Source organism: Microvirga massiliensis (genome assembly GCF_001006805.1).
Classification (GTDB): domain Bacteria; phylum Pseudomonadota; class Alphaproteobacteria; order Rhizobiales; family Beijerinckiaceae; genus Microvirga; species Microvirga massiliensis.
The window spans coordinates 26,032-33,994 of sequence record NZ_LN811371.1; the positions used below are offsets into that span (position 1 = coordinate 26,032).

A 7,963-nucleotide genomic window follows, 5' to 3' on the forward strand; every position below is an offset into this window, starting at 1 on the left:
TTTGGTTCGCGCCTTGTCCAGCAGACGATAGTGCATGAACTCCAGGGCACCACCAACCCGGTCTATCGTGAAGGCGGCCTCCATGCCGTCTTCACGATCCCATTGAGTGTTGATGACCGTCTTCGCTCCTGATGAGCATGGCAGCGGCGCGCCGCTTCTTTCCGCTGATCCTGACCTCTACCTGCTGACCGCCTCTCGCGCGCTGGGTGTCCTTCCATCATTGGACAGCGAGATCCTTACAGGATCGCTCGAAGCCCATTACTCCGACGCATTGTTTCATGGAATTTGATGGTTAGGTGAATCGTGCAGGTTGGGTGGGACCTGCATGATGGTCCGATGGCCAAAGCGAAGAGCCGGTCGCATCCCCTCGCTCGCGCGCAGGCCCTTGAGACCTGGGCTGCGGGCCGTGAGCGCGCCATTGCAAAGCTTGTCAGGGAGGCGGAAGCCCTGGAGGAATACGAGCTTCTCGAAGAGGCCGCCTGTCTGTGGCACATAGTCTTGCGTCTGCGGGAGAGTGCCCGCAGGGAGCGCGCAGAAGCTGCTGTGCTCCGGGCGACGTGGGAGAAGTGCCGCCCAAGGCGGAGAGTTGGAGAGGCCCTGAGGCTGAGTTTTGTAGCAGGGTAATCTGTCGCTTGGCTGAGCCGTCTCGCCGGGTGAACAGGATTCCTGTCAATTCGCAAGCTCGTGAAGTTTGGTCGTGTCATTCACGAACAAGCGATCCTCAACACGATTGAACTCGATTCTCATCTCGGGCTCGCCGACGCCACATGGCACCGCCATCGTAACTCTCTGACCCGACAGAAGTGTCGTGGTCAGGCGGACAGGTGTGGAGTCCACGCCCGATGCAAGCGTCGCCACCAACCTGTATCCGTCCTGCTCAACAGTGTAGTAGGCCGACCCTGAAACGTCTCCCAGTGAGATGCTTGCGCCTGCCACGGTCTTGACCTCTGTGACATCTGCTCTTGGCGGGACCGACACGAGCCCGAGTCCCACAGCGGATGCATACGCAGCGGTCAGTAAGACGATCTTTCTCATGATCCATTGTCCTTCTCGGTGGTAAGGCGCTTTACGTTCCGGCGATCCGACCTCGACCTGCCCGTCACGCAAGGGCTGGGAGGGGGCACGAAGTGGCAGAAGATGCTCCCTCCCGTGTGGGAGAACGAGACGTGGCACTTGGTTCTCAGGAATCGAAGCTGACAAACGGGTAGCGACGCTCAGCCTCGCGCACCATCTCCTTGGCTTCGGCGAATATCTCAGGCAACACTCTGATGAAGGCGATGAGGCCCGAGGACAATTTCATGAAGTCCGGGCGGTTAGCTCCGCGCAACTCGAAATGCCCGGTGCGCGGATGAACGGCTGACGCTGGCATGATGCACTCCTGGCGAACGAGGACGCCTCCGTGCGCTTCCAACCCGTCTGAGGCCGTTGACTATAGAGTGCTCACGATGCCGCAATGCAGCAAGAACCGCGCTTGCAGGGCCGCATGCTCCTCACGCATGGAACTTGCCGGAAATGCTTTTGAAGAAAGCAGAGTATTCAGAATACCGTGCATCTCGCCTGCTCTTTGAGCAAGTTTTGGCAGCGGGTCTGAGTTGTGCCGTCCCATGCAGGTCATAGCCATTGTCGCGTGATGCCGCGCTGCACAAGTGGCTCGTATGACGGTCCGGCGTATTCTGCCTAACCTGCTGTCGGCTCCTGCAAAACCATTCGAAGTGCGCGTGAGGCGGGCGCGCGGCGCAGGGTCAAGCACCAGCGCTGGCTCGTCTTAAGGCGCAACATAGGTTAGCGTCCCGTGCCGTAGGATGTGTTACTGAACAGGTTATCTTTTGGCGAGAACGCCCCAATCGCTTCCTGGCGCTCTGATGATCGTCCCGCCCGGATACTTCCACTGGCGCTCAGGACTATCCACGTGCCGAACTATCCTGAAGGCCGCTGCCGCGTGCTTCTCGCGACGGACGAGGCGATCCAAGCCCTGGCCCTGCAATACGAGTTGGAAGATGCAGGCTATAGGGTTGCCGGGCCGTTTGCCACCTGTGCTGAAGCGATGGCGTGGCTCACCATTGAGACACCGGATGTTGCGGTGCTCGACACCGTGCTGAAGGACGGCTCCTGCAAAGACCTCGCCGCCGAACTCACCCGACGCGGCGTGCCGTTTGTCATCAATTCGGGACTCCAGCAGGCCATGAACAGCACCTCGGAGTTCATGGAGGGCATCTGGGTGGAGAAGCCCGCTGCGTTTGGCACATTGCTCGACGCCCTCATCAGCCTCCAAAGAGCGCCAACACTGTGCAGAATCAGCGAGGGGTCTGCAAGAGCAGCGTCGAGCTAGGACGGCACGCCTCTCGCGTGCATAGCGGTGCTCAGCACCGCTCGGCGTTCTCAAAGGAGGACTGATCCGTCCCAAGATGGCGGGCACGTCAAAGTCGAGCCGATGCCGCCGCAACCCTCGATCAGAGGCGGCCCATGAGCAGCAGAATCAGAAGGATCACCACGATCACGCCAACGATCCCGCTCGGGCCATAGCCCCACGAGCTGCTGTAGCCCCACGTCGGAAGAACACCGAGCAGAGCCAGAATGAGGATGATGAGGAGAATGGTCCCGAGACTCATGCGCTGAACTCCCGTTAAAGCCAAGGTTGCACTGCGGACAATCAACTTGGCAATTGGCGGTAAGTTCCGGAGCTTTAGACCATCGCATCAGGAACGGTGCGCCGTTCCTCGCGTTGGCTTGGCGGTTAGCCAAAGCTGGCCTGGAGTGCCCGACAGCCTGCACGGAGGACTGACGATGCCCACCTCGGACAAAGCGCTTCCTGAAAACAGCAAGGAGAACCTCGACCGGAAGCTCGATCACGCCATCGAGGAGACGTTCCCGACGAGCGATCCCGTCTCGGTCTCGATCACCAAGGGCGGTGCTATCGACTATGACCGCCAGGACGCCTCCTCGGATGCACCGGAAAACTCAGTTCCAGATTGGAAAAGCTCTGGCGAAGCTCTCCTCCGCCAAGCCGAAGATTCGGTTCGCCACACAGCGGACAATGCCTCGGAATTTACCCGCGAAGCGTACCGCAAGGTGACTGGCTACGCCCGTGCCGCACGTGAGTGCTATCCGGAGGCGGAGCGCTATTATCGACAGGGCTCCCAAGTCGTCCGCCAGCAGGCTTCCGAGAACCCATGGCTCACTCTGCTTGTCGGTATTGGGATCGGCTACGTACTCACTCGAATGCTCGACCACATCAGGTCTGAGAGGGACGAGCGCGTGCCAGACTACGCGAGGACAGAACGGGGCTACGCCCCTCATCGCCGAACTGGGTAAGTTGCTGCTGACGATTCCATCCGATCAGCCTGCAATCTCGATGCGCAGGGTCTGCACGCCTCCGGCGACTGTCACCTCCACGACCTTCGGCTTTCTCTCGGCCTTGATGACGCTGAGTTGGCCGCTGCGCTCCAGATGTGCTTCCGCGACCTGCGTCAGATCGGCGACACTCTTGCCACGCAGGTCCTCCCAGAGGTCGTGCTCGGTCATGTGCGTCTTGCGCATGACCGTCTCGTCCACCTTGCCGTCCCGGACCATGAGAACCGGCTGACCTTTGATGGCCCGCCCGAAGGCATGCCAGTGCAGAGCCATGGCCGAGGAGACCCAATGCATCGCCACGAGAACCGCAGCGGCCACAAGAGCGGGCAGAAACGGTGCGTTGCCCGTGACGGCCCGGCTCACGATCGAGCCCAGCATGATGCCCAGGATGACATCGAAGGCTGTCGCCCGGCCCATGAAGCGCTTCTTGCCGAGCCTCACGATCAGCACCGTCACGACGTAGACCACGGCGGCCCGCACGCCCATTTGCCACACGCTGATGTCCTGGCTCTGCAACCCCAGACCAAGCGCCACGCGCACTCCTTCCGCGATCTCACCCATGCTCGCCACCTCTGAAAACACACAAGAACAACGAGGCTGGTCCAGGCGGGTTTGATAGGGGTCACGTCGTGGCGCAGGGGCTCGCTCATTGCGGGTGGCCCGCTTTGCCAGCGGCGATTTCCACCCCGAGGGCCGCTATTTCGGCCCGCAATTTCGGCCCGCAACAAAGTCCCAGCGCCAGCCCCTGATCGCGCGTGATTGGGGCGAGGGCACGACCGTCTGCGATCCGGGTGGACACGGGATCGGCACGATCAAGCGGCTCGTGATCGAGAAGATCAGCGGCCGGGTCGCCTGTGCCGTGATGGCGTTCGGCCTCCTGGGCTATCGCAAGAAGCGTATTTTGGAGCCTGCGCTCGACACGGGAATACCTTCATGTGCCGAGCCAGAGTGTTGCCACAAGGGGTGTATCGGTAGCGGTCCCGTGCGCTGATCATCACCATAGAATCAGACCAGCCACTCCCCAGAGAAGCAGAAGGTCCCATGCGACGGTGAGCACGCCGCCGGTCACAATCAAGGCCACAGACGAGCTACCAAAGGTCCACCGCGCCATTCCTCGCTTGCGTGTGCGCGCAATGGTTGGCTCGCTTATGTCCTGCTCCAACGTGTTCTGTCCTGGCGGACAGGCGCATTCGGTCCAGCGAAGGGAATGGTCATGTCGCCATGTCGGCGCACAATGTATCACCCAAGCACGTGCCGATAATGTTGCTTCGACGTGATCTCATGTGTTGAGTAAGGTGGCCTTCGTCACGCGATCCGCTCCGATATCCTCCGGGTTCCATGATTTCGAGCAGGTCAGCAAGGTGACGGCGCGCCCGGTTGACACGGCTCTTGATCGTGCCGCTGGCTGTTCCACAGACTTGTGCAGCTTCCTCGTAGGTGAAGCCGCTTGCAATCAGCAGAAGTGCTTCACGCTGCTCGTCGGGAAGCATTAGAAGCGCAGCCCAGAGATCATCCAGGTCGATGTAGTCACTTTGGGCCGGGGCAGTGGCGAGCCTCCCGGCAAACAGCCCCTCCGGGTCCTGGATTTCCCGTCGTCGCTTCCGGTAGACGGTGAAGTGGTGGTTGCGCAGAATCGTGAACAGCCATCCCTGCATGCTCGTACCGGGGGTGAACTGGTCGAGATTGGCGAGTGCCCGCACGACCGCCTCTTGGACGAGATCATCGGCCTCATCGACATTGCCCGTGAGCGAGATCGCAAAAACGCGAAGGTGTGGGATCGCGCGCAGGATGTCAGAGTGAATGGTCCGAGCCAGAGCCTTGGCTTTCAACCTGACAGCGGCTTGCTGCGCGCGAAAAGAGGCGGCCAGCATCAATCTGGTCCTGAAATAAATGCTTCGAAACGCAAATTTCCAAAACGTCACGTGAACTCTACGTGAACTCTAATTCCGTTTCGAAGAGCGTGGATTTCTCTCGCACTCATCCTTTGGTCGGGCGCTTACCACTTCTGACGGATGTTCCAGTAGACCGCCGATCCCTGCCCAGCAGGCTCCGTTTCGGACAGAGGAGCAGATTGGAGCGAACCACGAACACTCCTGTTGCAAGACGGGTCGCCAGCATCACGTGTGCATATCGTGAGGGCGCTATCGAAGTCAGGCTGAATGAGTGGCGCTCGCAGTTTCCACATGTCCCGCGAGATCGTCAGGCCAATACCCCGGCGAAGCGCCGCAGCCGTCTACGGTACATCCATCCGATGACTCGCGAGCAGCAGACGGCCCTGATCGAGGAAGCTTGTGCGGCCCGTCTCGCCGCGCGTGAAGCGCAGGAGCACAAGATGTCCGAGGATTACCACTGACCGGATTTCTGGCGCTGGAATCACATCGTTGGCGTGATGCTCTGGATGCGGTGTGTCTGGAGTTCTCGCCGGGGTCGCCGCCGCCCTACGCTGCTCACGGTCAGGACGGCAATTTTGGTGAGTGCATCCGGGGTGAGCGCACCGCCTCCGGCAGGCGAGAACCCGGCGAGAGATGCTGAAACAACAGCTTGGCCGAGAGATCGTTCCCGCCCTGCCCCACTCGCCCCTCATTGGTTCCGGCGCGTTCCTATGTGGTCCGGAAGTACCAGGGTGTCGAGGGCGGCTGTGATCTCGTCCAACCGGCCCGGCTTCTCGATCCAAGGTACGTCATCGAGATCATCCGTGCTCCCTCGCTTTCGGTCATGGCCGGAATACACCAGAAACGGCAGGTCTCGCGACCGAAGTTCGCGTGCCAAACCGGAGCAGACCCCGTCCTGGAGCGTCAAGTCGAGGATCGCCGCGTCGGGCCGAGCATAGTCCAGCATAGCAAGAGCTTCATGCTGCCTCGCGAAGGGACCAACGATGCGGTAGCCCTCGTCCTTCAGAGCATCAGCGAGGACGAGGGCGATCACTGCCTCATCCTCAACGATCATGATCCGCAACGCATCCGTGTTCGTCCGCATGTAATCTCCACTGCCGAGCGATTCGGCACGCGGAAGGTCGGCACAGGATGCGACGAGAATGAGGACAAGCTACATAGATGGATGAGCGACGGGACTGATCCCGCAGTACCCATCCGAGGTGACAAGCGGCGCTGCTTGCGGAAAGCGCAAGTGTCAACAATGAGCGAACTGCCGAATCCAGATTTGCAGCAGCAGACAGCGACTGCCCGACTTCAGAGGCCAGCGGTCAGGTGCGCTCGCATCCGCTGTTGCAGTGTGTCGAGCTTGCCCACGTAGGGCTCACGTTCGCGGCTGTGGCGGCTTTCGCGTTCTGCCCGCAGGCGCGCCCGCTCGGCCTCCGAGTTTGGCCATTGCTCGATCCGCTCCCAATCACGCTCATAGCGGCATTCGATGTCCGCCAAGGCCGCCAATGTGGCCTGGAGTTCGTGAAGCAGATCGCCCGAAGACCAGAAGGTCTCCTTGACCTGCGTTGTCGGGCGACGGGCAAGGGCATGGCTGCGCATCTTGGACCTCCTCAGTATTGATGGATTTGTCAGCGGTTCGGCGCGTGCCCGAGCGCCGTCCTTCAATTTGGCAAACGTTCTGTCGGGCTAAGCGCCGCCTTCAGGCGTCTCATTGATCCGGAGCACTCACCCGATCGGTGGATCGGGTTCTAGTTGGCTACCACCGACCGCTGGGTTGCAGCGGTGACATGGTCACCGAGCGCCGGGTCTGCTCCTCCAGGATGCACTGGGCGGGGCGGCGGGCGAGCACGAAGGAGCCGGTTGGCTTGTGGAACAGGGGAAGCTCGTTGGCGTGCCCCTGGAGTCTCAGGGGCATCGGTCTGTCCGTGTGCAGCACGACAGGCACATCTCGCCCCAGCAGGGCTTCCGCAACAGGCGTGATCTCCCCGTCCCGGAGTTTGCAATCGAGGATCGCCCCATCAACTTGGCTCCCTGCCACAAGATCGAGCGCCTCACTGACACCCGCCGCAGGACCCAGCACCTCACCCCCGTTCTCCCGGATGGTCGCTGCAATATCCAGAGCGGTGAGCGGTTCGTCTTCGGCAACGAGTACTCTCGACTTCGCAAGCATGGATGACCCCGCTGGTTTTCGCGTCAACTTTGCCCAGCCCGGTGATGTCTCTCGACGGGACCAAAGCCGCAGAGTCCCTCATGTTCCCACAGCCAAGTAACATAGGTTAAAAAATCGTTTGTTCCTCCGGAACGGGGCCGGGTCTGGCCCATTCCTCGCGTAGCTCCGCCAAGAGAGCGAAATTGCAAGAGAGCGAGATTGGAGGAACGCCGCCATGGCGCGCAGCGCGATGGGAGACCGGCCGCAGAGCCAGCTTGTTGCTCCGGCTGGTGGGCAGAGCATCAGTCCGCACCGGAGCGCTCAAGTCGAAGCGCAGGTCCGGATCATCGCTGGGCTGCGCGCCCCGTGGGCGGACCTCAGGGTGAACCAACATGACGGAGTGGGGCAGCAGCGGTTGCTCGGATCCGGCTCGCTCCGCGTCCCGGGCCCGAATGGTGCACCATGACCTCGCTCGTCACGGCTCCCAGTCGGATCATCCGATCCGCACGTTATTTCGGCACATGGCCGCCGTGCCGCAGCAGATCGCCGCTTCCCGCCCGGCGAGCCATCAAACACATGTCCC

13 protein-coding genes are annotated in these 7,963 nt (G+C 61.2%); 5 read left to right on the forward strand and 8 right to left on the reverse strand.

The window, feature by feature from the left end; all coding sequences use genetic code 11:
- The first annotated feature begins 112 nt into the window (after nt 1-112).
- Both BN1233_RS47940 and BN1233_RS39440 read left to right on the forward strand, forming a co-directional pair.
- Nucleotides 113-289 (forward strand): hypothetical protein, encoded by a 177-nt coding sequence (locus BN1233_RS47940; RefSeq protein WP_154678352.1) that lies wholly within the window; start codon nt 113-115, stop codon nt 287-289.
- 47 nt (nt 290-336) lie between these two features.
- Nucleotides 337-624: a hypothetical protein gene (locus BN1233_RS39440; protein WP_046869150.1), complete on the forward strand. Its 288-nt coding sequence runs from the start codon at nt 337-339 to the stop codon at nt 622-624.
- Between the two features lie 45 nt (nt 625-669).
- Here the strand turns inward: BN1233_RS39440 and BN1233_RS39445 are convergent, their stop codons facing one another.
- Nucleotides 670-1,035, reverse strand: a complete 366-nt coding sequence (locus BN1233_RS39445; protein WP_046869151.1) for a hypothetical protein — start codon at nt 1,033-1,035, stop codon at nt 670-672.
- 145 nt (nt 1,036-1,180) lie between these two features.
- Complete coding sequence (locus tag BN1233_RS39450; protein ID WP_048710604.1) at nt 1,181-1,369, reverse strand: hypothetical protein; 189 nt, start codon at nt 1,367-1,369, stop codon at nt 1,181-1,183.
- A 540-nt stretch (nt 1,370-1,909) separates the two neighbouring features.
- Here BN1233_RS39450 and BN1233_RS39455 point away from each other — a divergent pair.
- Nucleotides 1,910-2,329: a response regulator gene (locus BN1233_RS39455; RefSeq protein WP_048710607.1), complete on the forward strand. Its 420-nt coding sequence runs from the start codon at nt 1,910-1,912 to the stop codon at nt 2,327-2,329.
- A 121-nt stretch (nt 2,330-2,450) separates the two neighbouring features.
- On the opposite strand, the gene BN1233_RS45635 is transcribed toward BN1233_RS39455, so the two are convergent.
- Nucleotides 2,451-2,609, reverse strand: a complete 159-nt coding sequence (locus BN1233_RS45635) for a DUF3309 family protein (protein ID WP_046867633.1) — start codon at nt 2,607-2,609, stop codon at nt 2,451-2,453.
- Between the two features lie 175 nt (nt 2,610-2,784).
- Here BN1233_RS45635 and BN1233_RS39465 point away from each other — a divergent pair, with 175 nt between their 5' ends.
- Entirely contained in the window at nt 2,785-3,312 is a 528-nt protein-coding gene (locus tag BN1233_RS39465) for a hypothetical protein (RefSeq protein WP_046869153.1), read from the forward strand.
- Nucleotides 3,313-3,336: 24 nt separating this feature from the next.
- On the opposite strand, the gene BN1233_RS39470 is transcribed toward BN1233_RS39465, so the two are convergent.
- Nucleotides 3,337-3,912: a DUF421 domain-containing protein gene (locus BN1233_RS39470; protein WP_046869154.1), complete on the reverse strand. Its 576-nt coding sequence runs from the start codon at nt 3,910-3,912 to the stop codon at nt 3,337-3,339.
- Between the two features lie 94 nt (nt 3,913-4,006).
- Here BN1233_RS39470 and BN1233_RS50325 point away from each other — a divergent pair, with 94 nt between their 5' ends.
- Entirely contained in the window at nt 4,007-4,342 is a 336-nt protein-coding gene (locus BN1233_RS50325; protein WP_046869155.1) for a hypothetical protein, read from the forward strand.
- A gap of 220 nt (nt 4,343-4,562) precedes the next feature.
- Here BN1233_RS50325 and BN1233_RS39480 read toward each other — a convergent pair whose 3' ends face one another.
- The 4 genes from BN1233_RS39480 to BN1233_RS39495 all read right to left on the reverse strand — a co-directional run bounded on the left by BN1233_RS39480 (nt 4,563) and on the right by BN1233_RS39495 (nt 7,401).
- A complete protein-coding gene (locus BN1233_RS39480) occupies nt 4,563-5,222 on the reverse strand; it encodes a sigma-70 family RNA polymerase sigma factor (RefSeq protein WP_244471074.1) in 660 nt (219 codons plus the stop codon).
- 709 nt (nt 5,223-5,931) lie between these two features.
- The gene (locus BN1233_RS39485) at nt 5,932-6,327 is read right to left on the reverse strand and encodes a response regulator (protein ID WP_046869156.1); all 396 of its coding nucleotides are present in this window, start codon (nt 6,325-6,327) and stop codon (nt 5,932-5,934) included.
- Nucleotides 6,328-6,539: 212 nt separating this feature from the next.
- On the reverse strand, nt 6,540-6,830 hold the full coding sequence (locus tag BN1233_RS39490) for a hypothetical protein (protein ID WP_048710610.1): 291 nt from the start codon (nt 6,828-6,830) through the stop codon (nt 6,540-6,542).
- Nucleotides 6,831-6,987: 157 nt separating this feature from the next.
- On the reverse strand, nt 6,988-7,401 hold the full coding sequence (locus tag BN1233_RS39495; protein ID WP_048710613.1) for a response regulator: 414 nt from the start codon (nt 7,399-7,401) through the stop codon (nt 6,988-6,990).
- Between the last annotated feature and the right edge of the window lie 562 nt (nt 7,402-7,963).

What these genes read in the sequence shown, in the direction of transcription:
- BN1233_RS39465 (WP_046869153.1), top strand. Translation starts at nt 2,785, where the DNA reads ATGCCCACCTCGGACAAAGCGCTTCCTGAAAACAGCAAGGAGAACCTC.
- BN1233_RS47940 (WP_154678352.1), top strand. Translation starts at nt 113, where the DNA reads ATGACCGTCTTCGCTCCTGATGAGCATGGCAGCGGCGCGCCGCTTCTT.
- BN1233_RS39485 (WP_046869156.1), bottom strand. Translation starts at nt 6,327, where the DNA reads ATGCGGACGAACACGGATGCGTTGCGGATCATGATCGTTGAGGATGAG.
- BN1233_RS39480 (WP_244471074.1), bottom strand. Translation starts at nt 5,222, where the DNA reads ATGCTGGCCGCCTCTTTTCGCGCGCAGCAAGCCGCTGTCAGGTTGAAA.
- BN1233_RS39450 (WP_048710604.1), bottom strand. Translation starts at nt 1,369, where the DNA reads ATGCCAGCGTCAGCCGTTCATCCGCGCACCGGGCATTTCGAGTTGCGC.
- BN1233_RS39445 (WP_046869151.1), bottom strand. Translation starts at nt 1,035, where the DNA reads ATGAGAAAGATCGTCTTACTGACCGCTGCGTATGCATCCGCTGTGGGA.
- BN1233_RS45635 (WP_046867633.1), bottom strand. Translation starts at nt 2,609, where the DNA reads ATGAGTCTCGGGACCATTCTCCTCATCATCCTCATTCTGGCTCTGCTC.
- BN1233_RS39495 (WP_048710613.1), bottom strand. Translation starts at nt 7,401, where the DNA reads ATGCTTGCGAAGTCGAGAGTACTCGTTGCCGAAGACGAACCGCTCACC.
- BN1233_RS39490 (WP_048710610.1), bottom strand. Translation starts at nt 6,830, where the DNA reads ATGCGCAGCCATGCCCTTGCCCGTCGCCCGACAACGCAGGTCAAGGAG.
- BN1233_RS39440 (WP_046869150.1), top strand. Translation starts at nt 337, where the DNA reads ATGGCCAAAGCGAAGAGCCGGTCGCATCCCCTCGCTCGCGCGCAGGCC.
- BN1233_RS39470 (WP_046869154.1), bottom strand. Translation starts at nt 3,912, where the DNA reads ATGGGTGAGATCGCGGAAGGAGTGCGCGTGGCGCTTGGTCTGGGGTTG.